At 44.4% G+C, this 25,348-nt stretch carries 26 protein-coding genes; 18 read left to right on the top strand and 8 right to left on the bottom strand.

Annotated features, from left to right (window positions below; translation table 11 throughout):
- Positions 1 to 46: 46 nt before the first annotated feature.
- Positions 47 to 1,033 carry a rhodanese-related sulfurtransferase gene (locus CWC22_RS09900; RefSeq protein ID WP_138538228.1) on the top strand — a complete coding sequence of 329 codons (987 nt, stop codon included), beginning with the start codon at positions 47 to 49 and terminating at the stop codon, positions 1,031 to 1,033.
- Between the two features lie 346 nt (positions 1,034 to 1,379).
- Here CWC22_RS09900 and CWC22_RS09895 read toward each other — a convergent pair whose 3' ends face one another.
- Entirely contained in the window at positions 1,380 to 2,249 is an 870-nt protein-coding gene (locus tag CWC22_RS09895; RefSeq protein WP_171045058.1) for a LysR family transcriptional regulator, read from the bottom strand.
- 104 nt (positions 2,250 to 2,353) lie between these two features.
- Between CWC22_RS09895 and CWC22_RS09890 the strand changes: the two genes are divergently transcribed.
- Positions 2,354 to 2,965, top strand: coding sequence for a hypothetical protein (locus tag CWC22_RS09890; protein ID WP_138538230.1), 612 nt, complete (start codon positions 2,354 to 2,356; stop codon positions 2,963 to 2,965).
- Here CWC22_RS09890 and CWC22_RS09885 read toward each other — a convergent pair.
- The 4 genes from CWC22_RS09885 to CWC22_RS09870 all read right to left on the bottom strand — a co-directional run bounded on the left by CWC22_RS09885 (position 2,952) and on the right by CWC22_RS09870 (position 6,570).
- Positions 2,952 to 4,004 carry a tetratricopeptide repeat protein gene (locus tag CWC22_RS09885; protein ID WP_138538231.1) on the bottom strand — a complete coding sequence of 351 codons (1,053 nt, stop codon included), beginning with the start codon at positions 4,002 to 4,004 and terminating at the stop codon, positions 2,952 to 2,954. The two genes, CWC22_RS09890 and CWC22_RS09885, sit on opposite strands and share 14 nt — an antisense overlap.
- A gap of 103 nt (positions 4,005 to 4,107) precedes the next feature.
- A complete protein-coding gene (locus CWC22_RS09880; RefSeq protein WP_125559567.1) occupies positions 4,108 to 4,503 on the bottom strand; it encodes a glutaredoxin family protein in 396 nt (131 codons plus the stop codon).
- 116 nt (positions 4,504 to 4,619) lie between these two features.
- Positions 4,620 to 5,927 carry an oligosaccharide flippase family protein gene (locus CWC22_RS09875; RefSeq protein WP_138538232.1) on the bottom strand — a complete coding sequence of 436 codons (1,308 nt, stop codon included), beginning with the start codon at positions 5,925 to 5,927 and terminating at the stop codon, positions 4,620 to 4,622.
- Positions 5,928 to 6,003: 76 nt separating this feature from the next.
- A complete protein-coding gene (locus CWC22_RS09870; RefSeq protein ID WP_125559563.1) occupies positions 6,004 to 6,570 on the bottom strand; it encodes a TetR/AcrR family transcriptional regulator in 567 nt (188 codons plus the stop codon).
- 101 nt (positions 6,571 to 6,671) lie between these two features.
- Here CWC22_RS09870 and CWC22_RS09865 point away from each other — a divergent pair, with 101 nt between their 5' ends.
- From CWC22_RS09865 to CWC22_RS09850, 4 genes are all read left to right on the top strand, one after another.
- Positions 6,672 to 7,136, top strand: a complete 465-nt coding sequence (locus tag CWC22_RS09865) for an HPP family protein (protein ID WP_326386261.1) — start codon at positions 6,672 to 6,674, stop codon at positions 7,134 to 7,136.
- A 103-nt stretch (positions 7,137 to 7,239) separates the two neighbouring features.
- Complete coding sequence (locus CWC22_RS09860) at positions 7,240 to 7,494, top strand: hypothetical protein (RefSeq protein ID WP_138538233.1); 255 nt, start codon at positions 7,240 to 7,242, stop codon at positions 7,492 to 7,494.
- Complete coding sequence (locus CWC22_RS09855) at positions 7,494 to 7,805, top strand: hypothetical protein (RefSeq protein WP_125559559.1); 312 nt, start codon at positions 7,494 to 7,496, stop codon at positions 7,803 to 7,805. The genes CWC22_RS09860 and CWC22_RS09855 overlap by 1 nt, the downstream gene beginning before the upstream one ends.
- Positions 7,802 to 9,415, top strand: a complete 1,614-nt coding sequence (locus CWC22_RS09850) for a PepSY-associated TM helix domain-containing protein (protein WP_138538234.1) — start codon at positions 7,802 to 7,804, stop codon at positions 9,413 to 9,415. The genes CWC22_RS09855 and CWC22_RS09850 overlap by 4 nt, the downstream gene beginning before the upstream one ends.
- 71 nt (positions 9,416 to 9,486) lie before the next feature.
- Here CWC22_RS09850 and CWC22_RS09845 read toward each other — a convergent pair whose 3' ends face one another.
- Entirely contained in the window at positions 9,487 to 10,008 is a 522-nt protein-coding gene (locus CWC22_RS09845; RefSeq protein WP_125559555.1) for a TetR/AcrR family transcriptional regulator, read from the bottom strand.
- A gap of 238 nt (positions 10,009 to 10,246) precedes the next feature.
- Here CWC22_RS09845 and CWC22_RS09840 point away from each other — a divergent pair, with 238 nt between their 5' ends.
- The 5 genes from CWC22_RS09840 to CWC22_RS09820 all read left to right on the top strand — a co-directional run bounded on the left by CWC22_RS09840 (position 10,247) and on the right by CWC22_RS09820 (position 16,020).
- Positions 10,247 to 10,447, top strand: a complete 201-nt coding sequence (locus CWC22_RS09840) for a hypothetical protein (protein ID WP_138538235.1) — start codon at positions 10,247 to 10,249, stop codon at positions 10,445 to 10,447.
- Between the two features lie 129 nt (positions 10,448 to 10,576).
- Positions 10,577 to 11,059: a 5-(carboxyamino)imidazole ribonucleotide mutase gene (purE, locus tag CWC22_RS09835; protein WP_049865230.1), complete on the top strand. Its 483-nt coding sequence runs from the start codon at positions 10,577 to 10,579 to the stop codon at positions 11,057 to 11,059.
- Positions 11,060 to 11,061: 2 nt separating this feature from the next.
- Positions 11,062 to 12,210 carry a 5-(carboxyamino)imidazole ribonucleotide synthase gene (locus CWC22_RS09830; RefSeq protein WP_138538236.1) on the top strand — a complete coding sequence of 383 codons (1,149 nt, stop codon included), beginning with the start codon at positions 11,062 to 11,064 and terminating at the stop codon, positions 12,208 to 12,210.
- Between the two features lie 69 nt (positions 12,211 to 12,279).
- Positions 12,280 to 13,221, top strand: a complete 942-nt coding sequence (locus tag CWC22_RS09825) for a YeiH family protein (RefSeq protein ID WP_138538237.1) — start codon at positions 12,280 to 12,282, stop codon at positions 13,219 to 13,221.
- 324 nt (positions 13,222 to 13,545) lie between these two features.
- On the top strand, positions 13,546 to 16,020 hold the full coding sequence (locus tag CWC22_RS09820; protein ID WP_138538238.1) for a S9 family peptidase: 2,475 nt from the start codon (positions 13,546 to 13,548) through the stop codon (positions 16,018 to 16,020).
- 42 nt (positions 16,021 to 16,062) lie between these two features.
- On the opposite strand, the gene rrtA is transcribed toward CWC22_RS09820, so the two are convergent.
- On the bottom strand, positions 16,063 to 16,635 hold the full coding sequence (gene rrtA, locus CWC22_RS09815) for a rhombosortase (protein WP_138538239.1): 573 nt from the start codon (positions 16,633 to 16,635) through the stop codon (positions 16,063 to 16,065).
- Positions 16,636 to 16,717: 82 nt separating this feature from the next.
- On the opposite strand from rrtA, the gene ggt reads away from it, so the two are divergent.
- The 7 genes from ggt (at position 16,718) to CWC22_RS09780 (ending at position 23,895) form a co-directional block, all read left to right on the top strand.
- On the top strand, positions 16,718 to 18,481 hold the full coding sequence (gene ggt / locus CWC22_RS09810; RefSeq protein WP_138538240.1) for a gamma-glutamyltransferase: 1,764 nt from the start codon (positions 16,718 to 16,720) through the stop codon (positions 18,479 to 18,481).
- A gap of 173 nt (positions 18,482 to 18,654) precedes the next feature.
- Entirely contained in the window at positions 18,655 to 20,349 is a 1,695-nt protein-coding gene (locus tag CWC22_RS09805; protein WP_138538241.1) for an NAD-dependent malic enzyme, read from the top strand.
- Positions 20,350 to 20,543: 194 nt separating this feature from the next.
- On the top strand, positions 20,544 to 21,359 hold the full coding sequence (locus CWC22_RS09800; protein WP_125559537.1) for an ABC transporter substrate-binding protein: 816 nt from the start codon (positions 20,544 to 20,546) through the stop codon (positions 21,357 to 21,359).
- 83 nt (positions 21,360 to 21,442) lie between these two features.
- Complete coding sequence (locus tag CWC22_RS09795; RefSeq protein WP_138538242.1) at positions 21,443 to 22,141, top strand: SIMPL domain-containing protein; 699 nt, start codon at positions 21,443 to 21,445, stop codon at positions 22,139 to 22,141.
- A 48-nt stretch (positions 22,142 to 22,189) separates the two neighbouring features.
- Complete coding sequence (locus CWC22_RS09790) at positions 22,190 to 22,564, top strand: MAPEG family protein (protein WP_138538243.1); 375 nt, start codon at positions 22,190 to 22,192, stop codon at positions 22,562 to 22,564.
- A complete protein-coding gene (locus CWC22_RS09785) occupies positions 22,564 to 23,205 on the top strand; it encodes a sulfotransferase (RefSeq protein WP_125559531.1) in 642 nt (213 codons plus the stop codon). The genes CWC22_RS09790 and CWC22_RS09785 overlap by 1 nt, the downstream gene beginning before the upstream one ends.
- 117 nt (positions 23,206 to 23,322) lie before the next feature.
- A complete protein-coding gene (locus CWC22_RS09780) occupies positions 23,323 to 23,895 on the top strand; it encodes a tRNA-(ms[2]io[6]A)-hydroxylase (protein WP_125559529.1) in 573 nt (190 codons plus the stop codon).
- A gap of 192 nt (positions 23,896 to 24,087) precedes the next feature.
- Here the strand turns inward: CWC22_RS09780 and CWC22_RS09775 are convergent, their stop codons facing one another.
- The gene (locus CWC22_RS09775) at positions 24,088 to 24,996 is read right to left on the bottom strand and encodes a substrate-binding periplasmic protein (RefSeq protein ID WP_138538244.1); all 909 of its coding nucleotides are present in this window, start codon (positions 24,994 to 24,996) and stop codon (positions 24,088 to 24,090) included.
- Between the last annotated feature and the right edge of the window lie 352 nt (positions 24,997 to 25,348).

Here is a 25,348-nt window from a genome sequence, read left to right as displayed (position 1 = left end):
TCGTGCTTAAGTGTAGGCTGTTATAAAGCTTATTAAAGAGAAAGTTATGAATAACCATTTTGTTGTATGTGCTTTGTACAAGTTTGTGTCTTTGCCAAATTATCAGGCGATCCGTCAGCCCTTGCTGGATGTCATGGAAGCCAATGAAGTGCGTGGCACTTTATTACTGGCAGAAGAGGGGATCAACGGTACCGTTGCCGCAAAGCGCGAAGGCATTGATGCTTTACTAGCGTGGCTGAATGAGCAACCGGGTCTGGATAATATTGTTTTCAAAGAATCATACGACGAAACCTGCCCATTTTATCGCACTAAGGTCAAGCTGAAAAAAGAAATCGTGACAATGGGTGTTCAGGGCATCGATCCTAAAGAAGTGGTTGGAACCTATGTTAAGCCACAGGATTGGAACGCATTGATTTCTGACCCTGACGTGGTTTTGGTTGATACGCGTAATGATTATGAGATTGAAATCGGTACGTTCAAAAATGCCATCGACCCGAATACAAAAACGTTTCGCGAATTCCCAGAGTGGGCCGAGAAGAACCTGGATCCCGCAAAACATAAAAAAGTAGCCATGTTCTGTACAGGTGGCATACGCTGTGAAAAGTCCACTGCCTATATGAAGGAGCAGGGATTTGATGAAGTTTACCACCTCGAAGGCGGTATTCTTAAATATCTGGAAGATGTGCCTAAAGAAGAAACGATGTGGGAGGGCGAGTGCTTTGTATTTGATAACCGCGTTGCCGTTGACCACGATTTGAACAAAGGCTCATATGATCAGTGCCACGCATGTCGTATGCCGATCACCGCAGAAGAAATGCAGCGTCCGGAATATATGGAAGGTGTATCCTGTCATCACTGTCATGATAATGTGACCGAAGAGCAAAAAGCCCGTTTTGCAGAGCGTCAAAGACAAATGGAGCTGGCAAAGCAACGTGGTGAAGGCCATATCGGTCATGAGGCACAGGAAACTTTACGTGCCCGTAAAGAGCAAAAACAAGCGAAGAAAGACGCGCAGCGCGCTAAATCAGCTTAAAATTGTTTATTAAGATCATAAAAGCCAGCACATTGCTGGCTTTTTTAGTTTATAAATCAAGTGAATTTGGTTTGTGTATGGTTATGAAAACTGCCAAATCTTGTCAATTATTCAATGAGGTCACTACAGTCAGTGTGGGCTTCGCGACAATAACAAGATTCGTAAGCACACGTGCCGCTGTCAGTGCGACAGTTTAAAGAGTCGTTGCCTATCTAAAATGTCATTGCAGAATTAAGTGATTAAGATGACTTAAAGTTGCTTTATTTTCATTTCTAAACTTTTTTTGCTTACAGACTATCTACTTAAAGGTGGTATCTGAGCAAGGGGAAACGATTACGCCCATTCTTTAACTGATTAATTTTACCTCTTCAGCCAGTGCTTTTATCCAGGCTGGCGCATGTCGCCGGTAAATTAAACACACCTGTTCAGTATCGTTCTTCAGGTTTGAAGCCACTTCAAGCTGAGTGAGTTGCCAGGCCTCAATCATGTAATCAGGCAAAAAAGCAACGGCCAGCCCGCATTTCACAAGTTCGCACAGCGCGGCGTAATCGTTAACAATCCACTTTATTTCTCTTTTTAGATTGCTGTGTGGCCAGCCATCACAACTAAATCCACGTAATTCCCCACAGAATGGAGACGTATTTGGCACGGCGAATGGGTAGTTCGCAAGCTCAGCTGAGGTGACTGAATGTTGGCTGGCCAATGGATGGGTTTTACCAACCGCTAACTTCAAGGTCAGCTCTCCAATAGTGACCATTTCGAGATCCTCATTCAAACGGGATTGGATTAGCTGAGTTGTCAGTGCTATATCAACCAGGCCTCTTTTAACTTTATCGAGCGCAGTGAGTTCGAAGTCGGTTTCATATTCTATTTGGATATCGCAAGCCTTGGCGCCGATACTGCCTACCCAGCGATATTGGAGGATAGCTGGCGCTGAGACACGGCAATTAAAAACAGGGGTTGTCGGAGTCAACATGGCTTTTACGTTATCTTTAAGGTCTAAAATCTTAAGTGCCTCAGGTAACAGGCGTTTACCATTTTCATTAAGGAACAGCTGCTTTCCAACTCGGTCGAATAGCAATATACCTAGTGAAGACTCCAATTTTTTCAATGACTTGGATAATGCACCAGGTGTAGTGTGCAAGTTGGCTGCCGCACTCTGAAGCGTCTTTGCATTCGCAATCTCGACAAATCGAGTTAATTCTATTATTTCCATTTTGGAATCATCAATGCCTACTTGGTAACGATGTGGAACTAAATATACCTTAAACTTGTCAGGAATTTGATAAAAAAGAGGATCTTTCATTGCTTAGATGGCTATTGGTATTATTTACGCCGGTTGTGTTCTCTCATCAGCACAGCAGTTTTGGTGTGCATGGACTTGCGCTGGTATATGTAGAGCACAAAATTATTGCTTCACATTTGCCACTTCCGAGGGGAATGCATGCTCGGCAACTTATCTTTGAAGTGCAAGCTGAAGAGCAACACCAAGAATCTTTGGTGCAGTTAATTAATTCAAACTCTTTAGTGACGTTTGCTCCGAGAGCCTTCGAACTTGACAAGTTACGCAGTGGGGAGTTAGTTCGGGTGAAAGGCCATGTCTATCAGGGGCATTTTGAACGAGGTGGTGTTCAAGCGCTAACCGGGCTGACACTCAAAGTAAAAGAGATATTGCTCGATGAGCCTGTGGCGCTGGCTGATAATGGCCAGTACTACATCTTACCACTCACCATGAACGATTGTTTGCTAGTGCATAAAATCGGCCATCTCCCTAGTTTCGATCAGCTTATTCAAGTGAGGTGTCGTGACCATGCAAGTTTACCGCGGTTGCTGGAAAGTATGACTGATAAACCGTTAGATAAAACTACTCCCTTAAAATTGCAATTTGTTCGTTCCTTATATCAGGAAACGCAAGACTTTATTGAACCTTAAACTCAGGCTCCTTGTTAGTGCAAAATGAGCGCTCTTGAAACCAGGTTGGTGTGATTTTTGTAGTTCGGGCCGAGCGCTTGCCTGGCGTGACTGCAACCTGTACTTTGGGCGCCAGGTGGCGTTGAATCAGCTGTTGCACTTTGACGCTCTCAAGTTGCTCAAACGCTGAGATCAGGTTTTCTTTCATGTTTTGCGGGAGTGCCACGCCCAGGTTGGCATCATTCGCGCTTATCAGCCATAGTAACAGCGCTTTTTTTGACGCATCTGGGTAAGCGTCTATCAAGGCAGAAATAGGGCTGATCAGGCGCTGGAAATTGAGAGTGTGCCCTTGAATTGCAAATACGAGTAACAGGTTGGTGCCTGCTGTAATATTGCCTGAGCGTTTGTCACTGGACTGATAACCAACCAAGGCTTCACGAAAGTATGCTTCAGCTAAGTCTATTTTACCTTCATCCAGTGCCAGAGTTCCCAAATTATTATTAACGTTTGCCAGTGCACGTTCGTGATGAAGTCTGAGTGCAATGTTCTTTGCGGATTTGTAAGATTGTCTGGCAAGCGGATAGTCATTCATATGCCGTGATAAAACGGCAAGATTGATGAGTAATGCCATTCTTTTTTTGTCTGTCACATCAAGTGACAATGCGCAGGTATATAAAGATTTAGCTTCTGCCTGATAACCAAGGCGTCTTAGCGCGATGCCCATTGCACTGAGCATACTGGGAAGATGGTTTTTAAAGTAGGCGTGTTGCTGTAACTTAATCAGGGCAGCTAGCTCTGCTTCTATGTCGCTTAAATTATTTGTGGCAATAGCTGAACGTACCTTAATTAAGTGCCAGCGGATCCGCTGTGAGGGAGTGAGTGTGGTTATTGACTCAACTTGCCTGAGCAGTTGGTAAGAGTGTGAAGGCTCTACAATAATATAGTCTTCGGCTTCTCTTAGGATATCCGCGGTGGAGCGGTGTATGGGTTGCAATTGAGGTGTGGCTGAAACAGGTAAGCCATATAGTAAACCAATGAGTAGTAACAACTTATATTGCAACGCATACTCCTAAAAAAGTGAGTGAACGACGAAACACTTTTTAAGATAGCGCAATAAAGGTAAGGCGTCTACGTATTAGGTATACGCCTTGAAAGGGCCAATCTTAGAGAAAAGCTTGTTCTTGTAATGCTTTTTCCACCACACTCAGGTTTGTACCTGTAATGACTTTATTGCCAATGATGATCTGCGGTATGTCAGCGCGTTTAAGGCTGTCAAACAGAGATTTTATCTTTTGATCATTGGATTCTATGTCTCTGCTCAGGTAATCAATATTATGCTTTTTAAAGTAATCTTGAACCTGTTTACAGTATTGGCACCAGAGAGTGGTGTATAAAATCACAGGTTTGTCAGTTCCCTCGTAATGGGCAGATGTATCTTGAGTCATTATATTCGGATGATGATATAGTTTTAGATAGCCATATTTGAGCATGACGCCCAAGCTTAAACCCAGTAACAACATCAGAATAAACACCGCACTTCGCTTAGCTCGTTGCGCCATAATTTTCCTTATTATTTTTATTTGATCCAGTCTGCAAACTAGCAGGTAAGTTAAAATTACAAAAGGGTACAGATTGTGTCAATTATTTTAATAAATAATCGATGACAGCCGTTAAATTAGCGATGACCTGACTGGGCCGACCGAATAGTCGCATTGGAATAGGGTGGTTTTCTGCATAGCATGAACGTACTCCAGGTCAGTAATGAGGCTACACAGAGCGCAATGCAAGTTGCAATTGCCGCCCCAGTAATTCCATGTGTTGGAATAAGTTGCCAATTTAGTACTGCATCCGTAACAAGTGTTAACAGGCCAATGACTACCACGTATTTTCCTTTACCCGTGTATTGTAGCCAGGTTGAAATAAACGCTGTCATCGCCCAAAAGCATGATCCCAAAATTAGATATTTTAATGCGTCATGGGCGGTAAAAAAATCTCTCCCGAATAGCTGCAATAAATGTGCGCCTGATATCAATAGTCCAACAGTTAGTACTAAAATAATGACAAACATAACCTTTTGACCTTGCCATAACACGCGTTCGGCGTGTTCTTCACCTTTTTCCAAGGCTTGACCCAATAGGGGGACGAAAAGCGCGATCACACTCACTTGTGCAACTGGGATCATATGCGAAGTCGTAACAGCACCCGCATAATGTCCAACTTCATGCTCCAGTGCCAATAATTCAAGCATATATAAATCTAGCTGGGATATGGCAATGGTAACCAACATGGCCAGCATCATTGGGATAGAGGTTGTCAAAAGTTGTGACTGGTTGCGAATTGGCACAGTGTGGGTCAATGTAATGAGGTTTTTTCGATAGAGGATGAATAGCTGCCATGTCGTGATAAGCGTCAAGATGGCAATGCCAGCGACGATTACCTGCCAAAGCCGAACTTGGTTTAACAAAGAGGCTAATACCAAGATTGCCAGTGTTTTCCCGAGGGGCAGCACGATGCGCCATGGCAAGTTGGCGTAGGTCAGTAACTTTGCGCTTTGTAGCACGCGACTCAATATTGCACCTGCCGCTATAAGGGGAATTGCCGCCGAAATCCAAAGTAGCGCATGATGTTCATCTGGCGACCAACTCCCTAAATGAAGATAGCCACTCAAATAGGCGAATAAAAAGAGCAGTACAGAAATACAGGCAGCAATTTTGCAGAAGAAGATGACGAACCCACCCACTTCACTCGATGCTTTCTTGGCCAGTGGGTTAGCTAAGAACTTAGGGGCGACGCGATCACCGCCAAGCAGAACCAAAACACCGCAGATAGTGGCATAGGCATAAGCAACTTTATAATCGCCATATTCGTGTGCGCTTAGCGTGCGGCTCAAGCTTAGATTAAAAGTATAATCAGCCAAAAAACCGATAATAACGGATGCACAAAGTGTCAGGGCACCCTGTTTTAGGTATTTTTCTTGCTGCACTGTTCAGGCCGTCATTGAATACAAAGGGACTTACGCAATTATAGATTAACGAGTTGTCTGGTTAAATTTCACGGCATTACACCGGAAAAGGCGCTTGTGTGTCATATGCCAGAGCGATATCTATGCAGCGCAAAGCGGCTTGTTTATCACCTTGTACAAACGCAGATACCGTGGCACCTTCTTTTAGTAAACACAGCGCGTCGACGAGCCGATCGTTAGGTTGGGGTAGGCTATTAGTGATGAGCTGTCTGACGGCAACTTTATGACTGGCACAGCGGTCCTGAATTTGCCGGTCTAGTGTTACAGACTCACTGGCTGTATTAATAAAAAAGCAACCCCGGAAGCCGCCAAGTTCAGCAACACGATCATTAAACCAGTCATTGAGCGCGTAGAAAAGTTGCTTGACCAGCTCTTCATTATTTTGGGCATCAGTCAGTTTTGCTTCGAGCCACTGCAAATATTTCTGATCGCGAAGTGCTAAAGCTGCAAGGATCAAATCGTCTTTTGAACTGAAGTGATGATAGAGGGTTTTTTTTGCAATCCCGCTATAGGTAATGATCTCGTTGATCCCAACCGAACTTGTGCCTTTTTGGTAAAACAACTCTAATGCGCTGTTGAGTAGTAACGCTCGCTTGTCTGACATATCGTGCCTCCTTACGTTTGAGCCTATCTTGACATGGGTAGACAAACTTGTCTACATTGATGATGTAGAACGATTTGTCTACTTAAATTAAGGAGGAGAGTGTGCTTAATTGGACTGTATCTTTATCAGCTGGATTAGGCTCTATGTTGGCTATTATGGTGCTCGCATTGCTCGGGCGTAATGATCAGGGGTATTGGCTTCTGATGGCTGCTTTTGGCGCTTCTTGTGTGCTTATTTTTGCTGTGCCTGACAGCCCGCTTGCTAAGGCGCGTAATGTGATTGCTGGTCATAGTCTGACTGCCTTGATCGGGGTTGTATTTGTCTTCTGTTTACCTGTTAACCCGTTTACTTTGGGTCTGGCAACAGGCCTGGCTGTAGCGCTTATGGTCCTAACTAAAACCGTGCATCCGCCAGCTGGTGCAAACCCGCTATTTATTATGCTGAGCGGACAGGGCTGGACATTTTTGCTATTTCCAGTGTTAACTGGCGCCGTTAGCTTGGTCATACTCGGCCGCAGTTATCATTTGTTGAAAACACGTTGGCCCAAATTAACTTTAAAAAAATAAGCGGTCACAATTGAATTTATCAATAAGGTAAATGGTAGTGATTATCAATACCGTTTGTGTATAATGGATAGGATGGTCTTCACGTTATGACAGGGAGTGAAAAGTGCTTACTTCTATATTGGTCTTTGCGCTCATCGCAGGGGCCTCAGTTATTTATCTTAGCAACAAGAATCAGCGCTGGTTAAAAAAACAGATTAGCAGTCGCTGGCGTATTCTGGCTTACTTTTTATTTTCAGCCGCATTGATTGGTTTTTATAGCGGTATGAGTTTATCTGTAAGCCTGTTTATCTCTTTAATGGTAATTATGCTGTCACTTATGTTTATCCCGTTTTTGGTTTTGATGGTGAGAGATAAATAATGAAAAACTATACACCGATACAGCCTGATTGGTTGAGTAAAACGCTTGCCGGAATCATTGGTGGCGGATTATTAAGTTTCTCCATTGTTGGACTGTTTGCCTGGTTTGGTCCGTCTGGGCTGGCGTCTTCCATAAGCGACACAGAGTTACTGTGGAGAACTCAGTTTAACATGTGGCTGAGTGTACCTATTTGGTTGCTGGCCCTGAGTTTTACTTACATGTTTAGAAGTGGTGCTCGGGCTTGGTTTTACCTGTTGTCAGTCAGTGCCGCGTGCTTTGCCGTATTAGCGATATTAAGGGGAGTGTCATGAAGGTAAGAGCGGATATTCTGAGAGCGTATCAGAGTTTACACACCTGGACGGGGATCACTTCTAGTTTACTGCTGTTTATCGGCTTCTTTGCTGGCGCTTTGGTGATGTTTGCGCCCGAGATTGACCGCTGGGCGACGCCAACAAAACACCAGATGACTGCAATCGAGCCTGAACGTTACGATGTGCTATTGGATACGGTTTTACAAACACACCCAAAAGCGAGCAATAGTGTGAGTCTGCATTTTGATGAGGCTCTGTCGCCAGTGAGCTGGTATGAGCAGGGGTCGACACGGGGATTGCGGCTGGATGATATTCGCTGGCATGGCACCTTGGATGAGAATAACCAGCTGATCACTGAACTGGTGCCCGTTAATACTTTATCTGCACTACTGGATATGTTGCATCGAACTGCCGGCATCGGGGGGGAGATTGGCCATACTCAGGCAGGCGTCTTCGTAATGGGGGTTGCTGCGGGTTTGTACTTCCTGGCACTGGTGTCGGGCGTCATCTTTCTATTGCCTACTCTGGTAAAACGATTCCTGGCAGTTCGAAACCAGGGAGAGCGAAAGCGATTCTGGCTGGATGGTCATAATTTGCTGGGTATTGCGAGTTTACCTTTTCATGTTGTGATTGCGTTTACGGTGTGCGTGTTTGCATTTCATGATGTGCTGTACGGTGGACTTGCTCAATTGTATGGCGATAAGCCTCTTTTTCCTCGCAATGCCCCCTCACAAATTGAGCGTAACATCGCTGACCTACCTAAGGTGAGCGAGTTGATTGCAGCAGCAGAATCTCATGCTCCTGGTTATCGGGTCGTACAGATAAAACTTAACAATCTTAATAAGCCAACCGCTTTTGCGACGATTGATGTGGTTAATGAAGCAGAAATAGCCAGAGGGGCATTACACGACTTTATCTTTATTAATCCTTATACACTTAATGTGGTGTCTTCCAGCGTTGCTAACTCACAGCAAACTATCTGGGCAAGGCTTGTATCAAGTTTCTTTGGTTTGCATTTTGGTAGCTATGGTGGTGACCTCGTACGTTGGGCGTATTTTTTCATGGGATTGGCAGGCGCCTGTTTATTCTATTCAGGCAATATTCTCTGGTTAGAGAAAAGACGTCAAAAGGGCACGGTACAGCGACGCTCTTATCGTGTTATGGGAGCACTTACCCTAGGCGTGAGCCTGGGAGCTATAATTGGTATCGCGGCCGTATTTGCTAGCAACAAGTGGCTGACACTGGCTCCGGTGAATATTAATCAGGCCTATATGTTTGTTTATTATGCATGTTTTGCATGTGTGCTGGTAAGTGCCTTTGTTTATGGTCCTGCCAAAACGGCGACTAACGGTCTGAAAGGCTTGGCTCTTCTGTGTGTTTTGATACCCATAACTTCAGTACTCGCTGCAATTGTACCTGCGTTGAATCTTTGGACGCCAAATGATCTGGGCACTTTGATGGTAGAGTGCATTGCATTTTTGTTTGGGAGTGTATTTTGGTATATGTCTGAATATGTTGAACGCAGAGCCGCAAATAATGAGCCCGGTAGTATCTGGTATCTGCCAAAAAGTAGTGCTAATGCGCCTGAACTGACAGTGAAACACAGTTAACTGATAAAGGCAGGGCATGGTTTGCTCTGCCTTTAATATATCCTATATTAAGAACACATCATACATAAAATTCAATAAAGCAAAGTCAGCTTATTAGTAAGAATCCTTAGCATGCTATCTTCACAAGATGCGGGGTCGGACAAACCCTGGATCAGGGTCATAAAGTAACAGTCCATCATGACTGTCGCTTTTATTTCATCGTACTCTTGCTCCGCAAAAAGGAGCGCCTTAAAGGCCGATATCTGATCGGCAAAGTAGGCTTGATGCCAAAGTAAATCAGTAAGTAGTGCCTGACTGAATTCACGATGCTGCAAATAAAAAGCGAACAGGTGGCTGGCATAGTGGCGTAACTTCAGCCTGGCAGAGTGATGTTGATCCGTGTTGATGGCATTTTCGATAACTGCATCGATACGCTGATGCATTGCTGTTTTCAGAATATCCACTTTACTCGGGAAGTGGCTAAAAACAGTTCCCACGGCAATACCCGCAGCTTTGGCTATTTGACGGGTGGAGGTCTCCTGATAGCCATGTGCAATAAACAGTTGCCAGCTTTCATCCAGGATTTGCTGTTTTGTTTTTTCACTTTTCTTCATTGCAGTTCGATACCATTTTTTTCGTCATTATACCATGAAAATTGGCCACCCATACATAAACTACCAGATATTAATCAGCATCTTAGACGTTACCTCAGAAGTTTTGAACTGATTCACTTTGGCACGACAGAGCTGTTTCATATTGTGAGATAGCAGCACAGTCAGACCGTTACATATTGACAATTGAGCGTGCTCAATTAAAAATGTGAGCGCGCTCAATAATTATGAAGGAGGTTTTATGTTGCAGCGGATTATTGGTTATGTTTTGTTTATCCCGTTTATCGTGTTTTACAGCTATGTACTTGGCCCAGTGCTCAAAGCTGTGCTGGTGCCTGGTGGATTAGCTTTATTATTTTTAATTTTAGGTCCTGACGGATTTATCTACCATTGGCGCCAAGCGCGAGCTGGACAACCTAAAATTGAAGTGCGAGAGGGTTAGCCTGGCAAATCTATTTAGTATGGAAATGTCGATTCGCTTTGCTGCGCCACTTGGGTATAATACGCCTGAAGTTGGCGCATACCCCAAAAAACTGCGTCTAAATCGTTCAATTTAAACTGAGGAATAATTATGACGGTTGGCATCATTATGGGCTCCAAGTCCGATTGGCCTACAATGCAACATGCAGCAGATATGCTGGATAAGTTCGGTATTGAATACGAAACAAAAGTTGTTTCTGCGCACCGTACACCACAGTTGTTAGCTGACTATGCTTCCTCAGCGGCAGAGCGAGGCATTAAAGTTATTATTGCTGGCGCCGGTGGAGCTGCACATTTGCCTGGAATGGCTGCCGCATTTACCAGCCTGCCAGTACTAGGTGTGCCTGTGAAATCTAAAACGCTTAATGGTGTTGATTCATTGCTGTCTATCTGCCAAATGCCTAAAGGCGTAGCTGTTGGCACGCTTGCTATAGGTGATGCTGGCGCGGCAAATGCTGGCTTGCTCGCTGCGCAGATATTGGGTTGTCAACAACCAGAGATTTTCGACAAGGTAGAAGCGTTCCGTAAGGCACAAACTGAAACCATTCTGGCTAACCCTAACCCAGCAGAGTAGTAATGAAAGTATTAGTTTTAGGTGCAGGCCAGTTAGCTCGTATGATGAGCTTGTCTGCCACTCACTTAGATATTCAGGTTTCTGCATACGATGTTTCCAGTCAGCAAATCATTAACCCGGTAACGTTTGAAGCGCACAGTGCAACACTTGACCAAGCGATAGCGGACGTCGATGCTATTACTGCAGAGTTTGAACATATTCCGGCGGACGTTTTGGCGGTATGTCAGCAAACGGGTAAGTTTTATCCAGGAGCTGAAGCCATTTTGACCGGTGGTGATCGGGCTAAAGAAAAAGCCTTGCTAGAAAAAGCGCAGGTGGCCTGTGCTCCATATGCATTGATCACCGAAAAAGCACATTTTCTGACAGCAGTTGAAAAACTGGGTAAGCCGCTTGTCGTTAAAACATGCCAGGCCGGCTATGACGGCAAGGGTCAATGGCGCGTGAAGCATGACGATGAAATTGAGGCTATCTGGCAGGAAATGTCTGAGTTTTTGGCTGCCGGTACCGAAGCGGTTCCTCATGCCATTATTGCAGAGCAAATGATCCCATTCGACCGTGAAGTGTCAATTATTGGTGTGCGAGATCGTAATGGCCAATGTCGTATCTATCCGTTGACAGAAAATCAGCACACTAATGGCGTGCTAACATTATCTATCGCAGGAAAAGAGAAGTCTGCAATTCAAGCTCAGGCTGAATCGGCATTCTCAGCGGTAGCCAGCGAACTTGATTATGTTGGCGTGCTGGCAATTGAGTTTTTTGATGTTGATGGCACGTTATTGGTTAATGAAATTGCACCACGTGTGCACAATTCAGGTCACTGGACACAACAAGGGTGTCACGTTAGCCAATTTGAAAACCATATTCGCGCTATCGCTGGATTGCCCATTGGTGATACCAGTCTTATCAGGCCTACTGCCATGATCAATGTATTGGGACAGGAAAACATTCCAACTAACGTATTGCAGACGCTCGGTGTGACCAGCCATTGGTATGGTAAAACGGCCAAACCCGGAAGAAAAATGGGGCATATTAACGTCTCAGCGAACAGCTTACACGAGTTGGGTGAGCGGCTTGCTGATCTGGCTGAGATACTCCCTGAAGCGGCTTATCCTGGTATAGCCGAGACTAGCCATGCTCTAATTCTCAACTAGGGCATAATCGCGTCGGGGTTTATGATTACCCGACGCAGTTTCATCTGGTGACTGCGTGCGAGCGTACATATTTTGTTAGAACGACCAGGCTTCCATAAAGCTTTATTTTTATTAGCATTCTTATTCGCGTTATCACCTTTTGCCAGCGCGTCTTCAGCACTGTTCATCGGTCTTGGATTTGCACTTGTATTAGGTAACCCCTTACCGGATTTATCCAACAACGCATCAAAATGGTTATTAAAACTGGCCGTTATTGGATTGGGTTTTAACGTCAATATCGAAGAAGTACTGGCCGTTGGGCGTAGCTCCCTGGTGTTAACCATCGTCAGTATTACGGCAACGATAGGCCTGGGTGAAATTCTCACCCAAGTGTTTCGCCTTAATCGCAACACGGGGACTTTGATCTCATTTGGCACAGCAATTTGTGGTGGCAGTGCGATTGCGGCAATGGCGCCGGTGATCAAGGCCAGACAGGACGAAATCGCTATTTCACTCAGTGTAATTTTCGCTTTGAATGCGCTTGGCTTGCTTGTTTTTCCTTGGCTCGGACATTATTTTTCGCTCTCGGAGAGTCAGTTTGCTTTATGGAGTGCGCTGGCGATTCATGACACCAGCAGTGTTGTTGCTGCGGCCTCGGTGTATGGGCCTGTTGCTCTGACGATGGCAACTACGATTAAACTTACCCGGGCGATGTGGATTGTGCCGTATGCTGCTATGGCAGGTGTGTTCTGGCGCTCTTCTGAAAAAGCCAGTATTCCTTTGTTCATCATCGGCTTTGTTGCTGCGGCTATGATTAACACCTGGCTGCCAGATTACCAGCCTGTGTGGTCTGTACTTTATAGTGGTGCCAAGTCAGTATTGGTTGCGAGCTTATTTCTGATAGGCAGCGGTGTTTCGATGGCAATGTTACGCCAAAGTGGCTGGCGTCCTTTTGCTATGGCATCTGTACTTTGGTTTATCGTCAGTGGCGTTATGTTGTTACTGATTTTGGATGGTCTGGTTACACTGTAAAAGGTAACTGGTCTCTTCATTGAATCAATACATGGTTCGATTCGCACAGCAGAACAAGGTATTACAAAAAAAATAAAAAAAATGAATTTTTTTGGAACTTATTCTATCACTCGCAGGTCTACTTTTATGAGGCGTGGATAGGCCTCATTTCATACTCGTTGTCCATCAACGACTATGTGAGCGCAGAGAGTATTTGGCCAGTAGCTTTACTGGCCTTTTTTTTGCAATAAACGCTCTGTCTGGTTGTTTATCTAAAATTGTTCGAATTATCCGGTTTCATTTGCTTAAATTAGGCTTCAATTGCAAATTTAGATAATTCATAAAATGAAACAATCTCTTACTTCTCTCGCCGTGGCATCCGCTTTATTTTTGGCTGGTTGTCAGGTCACACAAAACAGTAATAACAATCAAGCTTCCCAAAATACGCTTCCAGCAGCTGTAGCTACGACTGCCGAAACAACAGGCTCTGATGTAATTACCCTTGAACAGGCAATGGCAGACCCAGATTGGCTCGGCAGAAAGCCTGAAGACGGTTTTTGGAGTGCAGATAGCCAATCTGTTTTGTTTAAACAAAAACAATCAGGGAGCAAACTAAGAGACACGTTTAAGTATGATGGACAGGGAATTGAACAGGTTGCCTTATCTGACAAACATCAGGTAGGTTCGGAAAATGCTGTTTATTCACATGACGGTGAGCTTCAGGCTTATGTATTTGCAGGAAATGTGTTCGTTAAAGATATCAGCAGCAACCAGGTAACACAGCTAACCAGATCAAGCCAAAAAGCCGAGCGACTTCAGTTTTTGACCTCAGGGCAACTAGCGTATCTTGCGGACAATACGTTTTATGCGATTGATCTTACCACTGGCCTGACAACAGAGCTGGCTAAATTGATAGTCGAGGATGCGCCGCCGGGCGTCACTGAGCCAGCCAGTTATATCGCACAAGAGCAGCATCAATTAATCGGCTACGTGGCACTACAGCATAAGAATGCCAAAGACGCACAGAGCCGCAAAAAAGCGTTAGTAGATCAAAATAGCACCTTAGATAACAATCTCTTTTACCTGGGCAAAGACCAGCGCATCTTAGAAAGCAGCTTGTCTCCGGCAGGTGACAAACTCATTGTAGCCATTACCAAAGACATCCCCGAACGAAGTGCTCAGGATATCATGCCAAACTATGTGACACAGGATGGTAATATCGACCCGGTTAAGGCTCGTAGTCGTGTCGCAGACAACAAACCGGTCGAACACACACTGGTATATATTGACCTAAACACTAAACAGCAACAATCACTGGGATACGAGACATTACCTGGTTTTGATGAAGATGTGTTAGCACATGTCAGGAGAGAAAACGCTGAGGCACAAGGTAAAACCTATAGCAGTAAAAAAGCCCCACGTCATATCTCATTGATGCTCGATTGGGGTTGGGATCAATCAGCCATTCAATGGAATACGCAGGGAAATGAAGTTGCATTGATGCTAGAGTCCTGGGACAACAAAGACCGTTGGATTGCTACGGTTGACTTTAGCAACAATAAACTTGTCTCTCAGCATCGCTTGTATGATGAAGCCTGGGTGAACTATACACACAACGATTTTGGCTGGCTTAATAACAAAAACACGCTGTACTATCTGTCTGAAGAGTCAGGTTACAGCCATTTGTACACCAAGCCTCTAAATGGAAAAGCGACCCAATTAACATCAGGAAAGTTCGAAGTTTCAGAGTTGACGCTAACTAAAGACAACGCTGCCATCTATTTTAAAGCGAATAAAAAGCACCCAGGTATTTACGAAATATACCGTGTAAATTTGCAATCTGGTGAGTTGGAAACATTAACCAATCTCGATGGTATGACAGATTATGTATTGAGTCCGGATGAGAGCAAACTCTTGTTGACGCATTCAAAAATTGTCATGCCTCCAGAGTTGTTTATTGCAGATGCTCAACCTGGAAGTGAAATAAAGCAAATTACCAATACAGTCTCTGAGGCGTTTTTAAGTAAAAAACTCATTGCACCTAAAGTCGTTGCGGTACCATCTAGCCATACCGACCAACCTATTTATGCGAAAGTTTACTATCCTGCAGATTATCAGGAAGGAGAACAAGGCAATACCCGTAAAGCAGTGATTTTCAACCATGGCGCTGGGTATTTGCAAAACTCTCACCTCGGCTGGTCAGTGTACTTCCGCGAGTTTATGTTTCACTCTTTACTTGCCAGCGAAGGGTATGTGGTAATGGACATGGACTACCGGGCATCAAAGGGATACGGACGAGACTGGCGTACGGCTATCTATCGTCATATGGGTAAGCCAGAAATCGAAGATTTGGCTGATGGCGTAAACTGGATGGTTGAGAACGTCAATGTTGATAAGGGCGCAGTCGGCACCTATGGCGGATCGTATGGTGGATTTATGACCTTTATGGCTTTGTTCACTCAGCCTGAATTATTCCAGGCTGGGGCAGCGCTTAGACCGGTCACAGATTGGGCTTACTATAATGACCCTTACACGTCTAATATTCTGAATCGTCCGGTGGATGATCCTATTGCTTATCGCCGTAGCTCACCAATTTACTTTGCTGAAGGCCTCAACAAGCCTATGTTGATCAATGCTCCCATGATTGATGACAATGTGTTTTTCCAGGATGTCGTTCGGTTGGTACAAAGATTGATTGAACTGGAGAAAGAAAACTATGAAACGGCAATTTATCCGGTAGAACCGCATGGCTTTGTGCAGCCTTCGAGCTGGCTGGACGAATATCGTCGTATCTATAAGTTGTTTAAAGAGAATTTATAATTAATGCGTGGCGCAGTTTACTCGAGCTGCGCCACAATCGTGTTATTTTTTTTGCCATAGCAAAGGCAAAGCCAGCACCATACCACCAACAGCACCAATCAGGTGTGACTCAATGGCAACGCGTGACGAAATGAGCTCTCCAACTTCAGCGCTGGGCCCGGCGTACTGCTCCCAGGCAAGCTTACCTAGAATACCTAAAAACAACAGAATACCAGTTCTTTCACCGATTTTGATGTCTTTTATCGCTCCCCAGACGATCACACCATGAAGCAGTCCGCTAAGCCCAGTATAAATACGAATATCCGGACAAAATAGCCAAATACCAATTCCAGTCCAAAGACCGAGTAGCAGTAGATGTATCATATAAGTTTTGGGCGTGCGGTATTCTGCATGTAATACCCAGATAAACACGATACCAATGACATTCAGCAGCCAGTGCATCCAATTGGTGTGAACATACTGACTGGTCCAGATCCGCCACAACTCACCTTGGCCGATCAGCTCACGGTTAAACAGTAATAACTCCTGAACGGGTGGCAACATAAGTAATGTACAAAAGGCAATCAAAATCGCTGGCGGTAAGACGTAACGGGGCGCTAATGGCAGATCAAACATAATATTTCTTAGAATTTTTTTGCATATTGTGCCTGTTTACTTTTATGATGCCAATCATCTATCAGAAGAATTTCCAGACTCTATGAAACATCGCCTATCACTAGCCGCTCTGGCGTTTGGCGCCGTATTGCCATTCACTTGTTCAGCATTAGACAATAACACCAGAGAAGTCAGAGAACCCGAGGCTGCGACTGGACTGCAGCTTAAAAAAGAAAAAATCGCCAAAAAGTACATGGTTGTTGCAGCCAATGCGCATGCCAGTAAAGCTGGGCAGTTAATGTTGCAACAAGGTGGTAGTGCTATTGATGCCGCCATTGCAGCTCAGCTGGTATTGACGTTGGTAGAACCTCAATCTTCGGGTATCGGCGGTGGTGCATTTATTCTTCACTATGATAAAGAAAATGAATACTTGACAACTTTTGATGGTCGAGAAACGGCACCTAAAGGGGCAAACCCATCGCTATTCTTAGACAAAGAAGGCAAACCTGTGCGATGGATTGAAGCCGTTGTGGGTGGCCGCTCTGTTGGTACTCCAGGTATTTTGCATGCTTTAAAACAAGCACATGACAAGTATGGCAAACTTAAGTGGCGTCACTTGTTCAAGCCGGCAATCGCGTTGGCTGAAAATGGCTTTAAGGTATCACCTCGGTTGCACATGCTATTAAAGAAGGAACTAAACCCGGGGCTAACTAAATTGTCTCCCGCCAAAGAGTATTTTTATCCTGACGGTAAACCACTTGAAGCAGGCACTGTGTTACGTAACCCCCAGTTGGCAAAGTTGTACCGGGAGGTGGCTGAATTTGGCCTCAAAGGCTTCTACGAAGGTAAAAATGCCGATGACATAGTACGTGCTGTGCAAAAAGCTGAAATTGCCCCGGGCACCTTGTCGTTGACGGATCTAAAAAACTATCACAGTAAGGAGCGAGCCCCGATTTGTACTAGCTACCACAGCTACCGGGTGTGTTCGATGGCACCGCCCAGCAGCGGTGGCATTGCTGTTTTACAGATCCTAAAGCTATTGGAGGGTAAGAAGCTAAGTCAGTATAAACCGAACGACCCGGAGGCTATTCATCTGTTTACACAAGCCTCCCGATTGGCGTTTGTCGACCGAAACTACTATATCGCAGACCCTGACTTTGTTGAGGTGCCAACACAAGGCTTGTTAAACCCAGCTTATCTTAAGCAACGCGCCTCGTTAATTGGTGACAAAGACAATAATGATTTCCCAATTGGCGATCCTAGTATGGGCTCCTTGGCTTATGCTCAGGATGACAGTTACGAACTGCCATCAACCACACATTTGTCCATCGTTGACGCTCAAGGGAATGCCGTTTCCATGACCTCATCGATTGAGATGGCTTTTGGTTCAACTGTTATGGTGAATGGTTATCTGCTGAATAATCAACTAACAGATTTTTCTTTATCACCGAAAGTAGGAGAATTATGGGTTGCTAATCGGGTAGAAGCGAATAAACGGCCACGCAGTTCGATGTCGCCTGTCATGGTGTTTAATAAAGATGGCTCGCTCAAACTGGTTGTTGGTTCTCCAGGTGGCAGTCGAATTATAAATTACGTCGCTCAAACGGTGATTGGCGTACTCGATTGGGGATTGTCTGCGCAACAGGCGATAGACTTACCCCGGGTAACCAATCGCAACCGATACACAACACTTGAGAAAGGCACTAACGTAACAAAGTTGAAGCCAATTTTAGAGGAAAAAGGACACGTTGTGCGCGTCAGAGACCTTAATTCTGGTATTCACGCCATAGAAGTCACTGATGATCAATTAATCGGGGGAGCTGATCCTCGCAGAGAAGGGGCGGCTATGGGAGAATCCAGCGAGTAACCTTGGCGATTATTTGGGATTTATCGTATAATGTACGGCTCTGTTTACGCATTGACCATGTTTAATCAGAGCCGTTTTTTATTGGTCTGACATGCTTAAAATTCATTGAATTTTAATGCATTTGCGCAATAATAATTCCTTGTACTTAAATTAACGAGTCACAGCTTGTAAATATGACTAAACAATCCGATCCCAATTATCTCTACATTCCATACTCTGGCCCAACGCTTTTAGAAACTCCGCTATTAAATAAGGGCAGTGCATTTAGTCAGCGCGAACGAGAAAACTTTAACCTCACAGGTCTCGTGCCGCCACGCTTCGAAACCATTGAAGAGCAGGTCGAACGTTGTTACCAGCAGTTTTCTAGTTTCAGCGACAACCTTAACAAGCACATTTATCTGCGCGCCATCCAGGATAACAACGAAACCTTATATTACCGTTTGGTCCGTGATCACCTTGAAGAAATGATGCCCATCATTTACACCCCGACTGTAGGGGATGCTTGTGAAAAGTTTTCAGACATTTATCGTAGCTCACGAGGGTTATTTATTTCGTACGAAGAGCGACACCAAATCGATGATATCCTGCGCAATGCAACTAAAAATAAGGTAAAAGTCATAGTTGTAACTGACGGTGAGCGCATTCTGGGCCTGGGAGATCAGGGGATTGGTGGAATGGGGATCCCGATCGGTAAGCTTGCGCTCTATACCGTTTGTGGTGGGATCAGCCCGGCTTACACTTTGCCAGTCATGCTTGATGTAGGTACAAATAACGAAAAGCTACTTAATGACCCGATGTACATGGGAGCGCGACATAAACGTATTTCTCAAGAAGAATACGACGAATTCCTCGATTTGTTTATCAAAGCTATAAAACGCCGTTGGCCCAATGTTTTGCTTCAGTTCGAAGATTTTGCTCAACCGAATGCAATGCCTTTACTGAGCCGCTACCGTGATGAGATCTGTTGTTTTAACGACGATATTCAAGGAACAGCCTCTGTTACCGTTGGTTCATTGTTAGCTGCTTGCCGTGTTAAAGGCACTAAGCTGTCTGAACAAAAAGTCGTTTTTGTCGGTGCCGGCTCTGCTGGTTGTGGGATTGCAGAGCAAATCATTGCGCAAATGGTGTCGGAAGGTATTTCTGATGAACAAGCACGTAGTCAAATATTTATGGTTGACCGTTACGGCTTGCTAACGGACGGCATGGAAGGGTTACGTGACTTCCAGGCAGCTTTGGTTCAGTCGAAATCAGCACTGGAGACATGGAACTTCAGTGGCGAATATGCCTCTTTGTTGGACGTTATGCATTGTGCGCAACCTGACATTTTGATCGGTGTATCCGGTCAGCCAGGGTTGTTCACCGAACAGGTGATTAAGGCAATGCACACAGGGTGTGAACGTCCTATTATTTTCCCACTGAGCAATCCGTCTCGTCAGGTAGAAGCCCATCCAAAAGATGTGATTGAATGGACCCAAGGCCAGGCGATAGTGGCGACTGGTAGTCCGTTCGAGCCAGTAGAGTTTAATGGTGAAACATTCACTATCCCACAGTGTAACAACAGCTATATTTTCCCAGGTATTGGTTTGGGTGTTTTGGCTGCAAAAGCATCACGCATCACAGAATCCATGCTGATGATTGCCAGTGAGATGCTGGCTGAGTCTTCTCCTTGGGCTAATACAGGTAAGGGCAGTCTGCTCCCTTCACTTGTTGAGATCGAACCATTGAGCAAACGCATTGCTTTTGCTGTGGCTAAAAAAGCGATGGAAGAGGGCGTGGCGCTGGAAATGCCGGAAGACCTTATCTGGGCCGCAATCGAGAAAAATTACTGGTTACCTGAGTACCGTAACTACAAACGTTGCAGTGTCTAAGCCAGTAAAATAAAGGGTGTGGCGCATTTACTAATTTTGCGCCACACTTATTATCAGTATGAAGCGCTATAAAGATAGCGTTGGGCTGTGCATGGAGCACTGATAGAAAGTCTGTGCAATCCGACCCCATTTTGCTCTGTAGTAGGATCCCAGCAAAACCGGCTTTGCATTGATGTTCGATGTAGGTGAACTAAATGCGCTATGCCTTCATGATAGCACTGTTGTTTTTTTCTCTCGGGTTACGCAGTGAGCCTATTCACATAGACATTGTGTCTGATTATTCCCCTGATTCAAATAAAGCCCCAGCCGATTTGGCTACACAGCTTTTGCTTAAACTCGAAGAAACACTCGAGGGTAAATTAATTCTGACTTTCATGCCGGCCAGCCGAAAAAGAGAGTGGCGTGAGTTGGTGCGTAACCCTAAAGCCTGTTTGTATAACAAAGTAAAAACGCCAGAAAGGGAAGCCATGGCATTGTTTACGCCTTATCCGCTGATGTCTTTTCCTGCCAACCGATTGATACTAAAAGATCAACCGAACATTCCAGATACAGTGTCACTGGGCACCATTGTCAGAATGGGGCTTAATATAGGTGTCTCAGAGGGGCGCTCTTATGGTCTGGATATCGACAATTTTATTTTAGATAACCGACGGGCCTTTTGGTTATCGCAAGGAAATCAAAGTGCTTTTCGACTGAGAACTATGTTAAGTCAGGGCAAGCTGGATGGCATTATTGAATATAGTTCTGTGTTTATTAATGAACACCCATCGGCTCAGGCTCTTAACGGCTATAGTTTTCATGCAATTGAAGAAGCTGGCCTGACCATTTTTGGTTATATCGCTTGTGCGAAATCGAATGAGGGTAAGCGCGCTGTCGATTTTTTACAATCCGCCCTGGAAAGACCAGACTTACAGCAAGCGATTATTTCAGCCCATACCGGCTTGTTTTTTGCGCAGGAAGAACCCTTTATTCTGCGCTCTTTACACAAAGCGTATAACATTCAGCATTGATTAACAAACTTGTGCTTTAATTGGCGCAAAGCATGTGGTTTTATAAACCACACATTTTGTTGAATCAAAGTAAGGAGGCGTTCATGCGCTCACTTTTAGCCGCCGTAGCATTCGCAATCAGTGCCTGTGCAAACGCAGGCAGTTTACCAGAAGGCCCACATTTGTATGTTAAAGGGATGTCGTCTATGGAAGTGCAGCCTGATGCCGCCATCATTCGCGTCGCGATAACAGAAAAACATAAGTCGTTGCCTGACGCCAAGTCAAATGTTGACCAAATCATGGCAAAGGCTATCCAGATAGCGAAAGACTTCGGTATTAAGAGTAAGGATATCCATGCGCAACAACTCAATGTTCATCGTCAAACACGCTACAACCGCAAATCTAATGAAGAAGAATTCGAAGGTTTTAGAGTCAATCGCAGCCTGACTGTTAAGCTTAAAGATCTCGCTGAATATCCCAACCTGCTTCAGGCTTTTGTGGAAAGCGGCATCAACCAGTTTAATAACACAGAATTTGTTGTTGAAGATAAAGCCGAATATATGAAAAAGCTTAAGAAATCAGCTATTGAAGAGGCCAAGGCCGCAGCCAGAGAGCTGGCCGATGACTTTGATGTTGATCTGGGCCGTTTGTATTCTGTGTCATTTTCACCGATGAATGTGCCGGTACAACCTTACGCCCGAGGTAAAATGATGGCCGCTGAGTCTATGGATATCAGCCAGGCTTACAATACCGGTGATACGACGTTATCTGCTGAGGTATATGCGGTATATTTTATTGAATAAACTCCCTATACTGGACCTACTTATAATACTTACAAGTAGGTCTGCGTCATGATAACAGGATTTTTTGCTGCGTTATTTACACTTTTTTATATCAAACTCAGTTTTGATATCATAGGGTTACGTCATAAGAACCAAGTTTCTCTCGGGGATGGCGGTCACCCTGAACTAGAGCGTGCGATCCGTGCACATGGCAACTTCATGGAATATACGCCATTACTATTAATCTTGTTATTTGCTCTGGAATTTCAGGGAGGGCAGGCAATTTGGTTGTACGTCACAGGCGGCACCTATTTAGTTGGCCGGGTTTTACACTCGATTGCGCTTAACAAGGTGAAGCTTAAGATGCGCGTAATTAGTATGGCACTGAGTTTTCTGTCACTGCTGGCACTGTCAATTATTAATCTCTATTGTTATTTTGTTTAATGAAAAAAATCTTTATTGCCGGTTTGCCAAGAACCGGCACTACCAGCGTTTGTGCTGCATTTCTCGAACTTGGGTTTAAAACAGCACATACAGCCTACACCCGTGATGCGCTAAATCAGGCGCAGGTCATAGCAGATACCCCCGTCTTTAACGACTATAAAAAGCTCGCAGTTATATACCCAGACAGCCGCTTTGTTTATCTTGAAAGAGCAATGACGTGCTGGATACCTTCTGTCAGGCAATTGCTTACCCGTATGCTACCCAGATTAGAGACCCAGCAAGGGGGGTTCAATGACACACTTAAGCGTTGTTATTTTGATACCTTTAAGAACTTAAGTGCTGAAAATATCTCATGTGATAAGTATCTTATTGATATTTATCATCAGCATCGCTACGAATTACTGAGCTTTCTAGAGGCGAAGCAGATAGAGCATTTAATATTAGATGTTTCCCAGCCGGATAGCTTACAACAACTCTCGGGCTTTCTCGGAGTGCACACTAATACCAATATTCGCATGCCGAACCTTAATCAGCACGGTAAAGTGACTGCCTGGAAGCAAATTGTTCATCCACTAAAAATTGAGTCAACCAGAAACGGCAAAGCAGACAGAGATAGTATTTTGTACAGCTCAACTATATAGTGGATTAAAATAATGTCCGATACTAGCTTTGTGCATCAAAGTTAGCTCAGGGCAGCGTTGTAATACGATGCCGTACTTGGGTAAAATGCCCGAAACAGGTAACTGAACAAGTAATATATGTTTGAATTAAAATTCCATACTCCATTTGAATGGACCCATAAAGTTATGGCTGAGTTTGATACTTTTTTGCAAGATCACGCAGCCGCAGAGAAAAAAGCCTCGGGCATGGCGATGTCAATGTTGAGTCATTATCCGGATCGAATAAAGCTGGTAAAGGCGATGGCAGATCTTGCGATTGAAGAGATGATTCATTTTAAGCAGGTTCTGAAGTTATTGACCGATCGCAGCGTGACGTTAGGCAATGACAAAGCCGACCCTTACATTAAAAAAATGCGAGCCTTATTTCGCCAGGGTTCAGATGAGTTTCTAATTGATCGTCTGCTAGTTGCTGCGGTAATAGAGGCGAGGGGGCATGAGCGTTTCTCTCTGGTTGCAGAAGCCTTACCTGAAGGCAAAGAAAAAGACTTTTACGTGACCATTGCTAAGTCAGAGGAAAAGCATAAAAATCTGTTTGTTGAGCTTGGTTACGAATATTTTGACAAGGCCATCATCGATGCTCGTCTCGAAGAAATACTGATTGCCGAATCCGAGATCTGCGAAAGCATTCCATTTACCGCTGCATTGCATTAATAGGTTATAGCGACCTAAAAACAGGTAATTCCTGTTATGTTAAATTGAATGCGCAATATAAAAGGGGCGACAACTCTGCTCCTTTTTTTGACACATAGGTATGCTAACGACACGTAAGAACAATGAGTCAATAAATTAGGCACGAATAGCAGGGCGCTTTAGTGTTTCTTATATCGAAACTGAACATAAATACTATTTACAGCTTTTGGCTGTATTGTATTTTATCTCATCCAGGACGCCATGTTGTTTAAACTCAGCGATAGCCTGGTTAAGCTCATACAGTAGCGTTTTTCCGTGTTTATTACGCTTGGACACCGCAAAGAACAGCCCGTTCATTTGTAATATGGGCTCAACCATGACTAAGTTTTGCATCAGAGATGAATTGCTATGCTCTTGAGACAATGCTTCGAGCTCCATCTTAATGACTTCCGGGTCTCCGATAATTAGGTTCACGCGTCCAGCCATTAGCAGCCTGATATTGTGGGCGTCATCAACTGCCTCAATAACGTCAAATTTACCAGCATCCATTAAACGGTCAAACTCGGGGGTATTCTGATAGCCCCGGACAACACCAATTCGTTCATCTGTCAGTGCTACCAGGCTTGTAAAGTGGTCAGTGTTGTAGTTCTTTCGTTTATAAAGCGCAATGGGACCCCAGCCAAATGGATCAGTGAGCGCGAGATGATCCAAACGCCGCGTGCCTGGAAAAGTATCCGATGGTGCCTCCGGCTCGATATAGTATTCTGGGACAAGCACATCTACTTTGCCATTCTCCGCATAGGCTACGGCGCGTGCCCAGGGGTAGAAGGTAACCGTTGCACCATAATTCTGACTGTGCAATAAAGCAATTACAGCTTGCATAACCCAGCCTTGCTTACATAAGCTCTGACCAATGTAGGGTTGCCACTCCAGGGTCGTCACCTGGATCTGCTTGGAGGCATTCATATTGTAATGAAATGAATGGTCACCGATTTTTCGGCCCGTAACAATATGAGTACCTTTATAATCACGATAGGTTACACTGATCTGGTTACCGTTTGTATCAAAGGCAAAGGCGTAGCTAGTAATCAAACTGTGTAACAGAAACAAGGCAATTAGCATTGCTGAAAGCTCGTAGTAAAACTGATTTAAGCTTAGTCCACATTCGAAGGAGTTGTTATAAACACCTTATTTAACATAACGTAATTTATAGGATGTTAATTGTGCTAGTCACAAGCGCTCTTCAGATTGCTTAATAAATATAGTAATGTCCTATACTAGACGGTATCGGACATTTTCTGTTTGTAGCATGACAAAACCTGACATCAACCTACAGAGTCAGCAACGTTGGCCTCGAGCTTGTGATAATTATGATGGGCTCAGATCATGACTCTCGGACTTTGATAGAACAATTGATGATTTAGCCTTATGCCTGTCCGCTGTGCTTCTATGTAACGCGTAAAAGATTTCTATT

Origin of the sequence: Pseudoalteromonas rubra (genome assembly GCF_005886805.2) — a bacterium.
Lineage (GTDB): Bacteria > Pseudomonadota > Gammaproteobacteria > Enterobacterales > Alteromonadaceae > Pseudoalteromonas > Pseudoalteromonas rubra_D.
This window is presented reverse-complemented; position numbering and strand designations above follow the sequence as displayed.

Bases quoted from the DNA above. Each gene is read 5' to 3' on its own strand.
- CWC22_RS09800 (WP_125559537.1), top strand. From the start codon at position 20,544: ATGCGCTATGCCTTCATGATAGCACTGTTGTTTTTTTCTCTCGGGTTA.
- CWC22_RS09790 (WP_138538243.1), top strand. From the start codon at position 22,190: ATGATAACAGGATTTTTTGCTGCGTTATTTACACTTTTTTATATCAAA.
- CWC22_RS09850 (WP_138538234.1), top strand. From the start codon at position 7,802: ATGAAGGTAAGAGCGGATATTCTGAGAGCGTATCAGAGTTTACACACC.
- CWC22_RS09845 (WP_125559555.1), bottom strand. From the start codon at position 10,008: ATGAAGAAAAGTGAAAAAACAAAACAGCAAATCCTGGATGAAAGCTGG.
- CWC22_RS09830 (WP_138538236.1), top strand. From the start codon at position 11,062: ATGAAAGTATTAGTTTTAGGTGCAGGCCAGTTAGCTCGTATGATGAGC.
- CWC22_RS09895 (WP_171045058.1), bottom strand. From the start codon at position 2,249: ATGGAAATAATAGAATTAACTCGATTTGTCGAGATTGCGAATGCAAAG.
- CWC22_RS09780 (WP_125559529.1), top strand. From the start codon at position 23,323: ATGTTTGAATTAAAATTCCATACTCCATTTGAATGGACCCATAAAGTT.
- ggt (WP_138538240.1), top strand. From the start codon at position 16,718: ATGAAACATCGCCTATCACTAGCCGCTCTGGCGTTTGGCGCCGTATTG.
- purE (WP_049865230.1), top strand. From the start codon at position 10,577: ATGACGGTTGGCATCATTATGGGCTCCAAGTCCGATTGGCCTACAATG.
- CWC22_RS09785 (WP_125559531.1), top strand. From the start codon at position 22,564: ATGAAAAAAATCTTTATTGCCGGTTTGCCAAGAACCGGCACTACCAGC.
- CWC22_RS09795 (WP_138538242.1), top strand. From the start codon at position 21,443: ATGCGCTCACTTTTAGCCGCCGTAGCATTCGCAATCAGTGCCTGTGCA.
- CWC22_RS09820 (WP_138538238.1), top strand. From the start codon at position 13,546: ATGAAACAATCTCTTACTTCTCTCGCCGTGGCATCCGCTTTATTTTTG.
- CWC22_RS09880 (WP_125559567.1), bottom strand. From the start codon at position 4,503: ATGGCGCAACGAGCTAAGCGAAGTGCGGTGTTTATTCTGATGTTGTTA.
- CWC22_RS09855 (WP_125559559.1), top strand. From the start codon at position 7,494: ATGAAAAACTATACACCGATACAGCCTGATTGGTTGAGTAAAACGCTT.
- CWC22_RS09840 (WP_138538235.1), top strand. From the start codon at position 10,247: ATGTTGCAGCGGATTATTGGTTATGTTTTGTTTATCCCGTTTATCGTG.
- rrtA (WP_138538239.1), bottom strand. From the start codon at position 16,635: ATGTTTGATCTGCCATTAGCGCCCCGTTACGTCTTACCGCCAGCGATT.
- CWC22_RS09805 (WP_138538241.1), top strand. From the start codon at position 18,655: ATGACTAAACAATCCGATCCCAATTATCTCTACATTCCATACTCTGGC.
- CWC22_RS09870 (WP_125559563.1), bottom strand. From the start codon at position 6,570: ATGTCAGACAAGCGAGCGTTACTACTCAACAGCGCATTAGAGTTGTTT.
- CWC22_RS09900 (WP_138538228.1), top strand. From the start codon at position 47: ATGAATAACCATTTTGTTGTATGTGCTTTGTACAAGTTTGTGTCTTTG.
- CWC22_RS09775 (WP_138538244.1), bottom strand. From the start codon at position 24,996: ATGCTAATTGCCTTGTTTCTGTTACACAGTTTGATTACTAGCTACGCC.